This window comes from Gryllotalpicola sp. CP2-P1, assembly GCF_057512245.1.
In genome coordinates this window covers 1-1,076 of record NZ_JBLRDT010000397.1, presented here as the reverse complement: position 1 = coordinate 1,076, position 1,076 = coordinate 1, and the positions used below count along the sequence as shown (strand labels likewise).

Below are 1,076 nucleotides of genomic sequence, written 5' to 3'. Positions count from 1 at the left end.
TGTACTCGGTCATGAGGTTGGTGTCAGTTCGGGTCTTGTGATGGAGGAGGACCCCCGGGCTTAGTGGAGGTATCTGACATCTTCACAAGCACCGGAGGTCCTCGATGGCCCACGCTAATGCCCGTCTCACGTTCCATGGCCGGCTTCTGATCGTCCAACGCCACCAGGCGGGCTGGCCGGGCGCGCACATCGCTGCGGCGATGGGCGTCTCCCGCAAGACCGTGGGCTACTGGCTCGCCCGCTTCCGAGTCGAGGGAGAGGCGGGCTTGCATGACCGGTCCTCGCGGCCGCATCGTTCGCCGACGCGCACGAGCCCGGCGGTCGAGGACGAGCTCATCCGGTTGCGGCAGGCCGAGCGGCTGGGCCGTGACGAGCTGGCGGCGCGCACCGGCGTCTCCCCGCGCACCGCCAGCCGCATCCTGCTGCGGCGGGCGATGCCGCGCCTGGCGCTGCTGGACGCGATCACCGGACAGCTGATCCGCTCCTCGAAGCAGACCGCGATCCGCTACCAGCGCGAGAGCCCGGGCGAGCTGGTGCACATGGACGTCAAGAAGCTCGGCCGCATCCCCGACGGCGGCGGCTGGCGGGTGCACGGCCGCAGCGAGGAGGTGCGCGGCCGCGGCATCGGCTACGACTACATCCACTCGCTGGTCGATGACCGCACCCGCCTGGCGTACTCCGAGATCCACCCCGATGAGCAAGCTGCGACCGTCACGCAGTTTCTCGGACGGGCACTGGATTACTTCGCCGCCTGCGGCATCACGAAGGTGCAGCGGCTGATGACCGACAACGCCCTCGCCTACCGCCGCTCGGCCGCAGTACGCGAGCTGTGCGAACAGCGCGGCATCACCCAGAAGTTCATCAAGCCGCACTGCCCCTGGCAGAACGGCAAAGTCGAGCGCCTCAACCGCACCCTGCAAACCGAATGGGCCTACCGACGCCCCTACAGCTCGAACGACGAACGCGCTGCCGCACTTGCGCCCTGGCTCGAGCACTACAACACTGAACGACCCCACCAAGCCCTCGGAGGCAAACCCCCACTCAGCCTGCTGACACCAACGTGCTGACCGGGTACA

Annotated in this window: 1 protein-coding gene; it reads left to right on the top strand. The window is 68.0% G+C overall.

The window, feature by feature from the left end; genetic code table 11:
* Nucleotides 1–104 precede the first annotated feature (104 nt).
* Nucleotides 105–1,067: an IS481 family transposase gene (locus ACM2XV_RS15525; protein WP_487027604.1), complete on the top strand. Its 963-nt coding sequence runs from the start codon at nucleotides 105–107 to the stop codon at nucleotides 1,065–1,067.
* Nucleotides 1,068–1,076 lie beyond the last annotated feature (9 nt).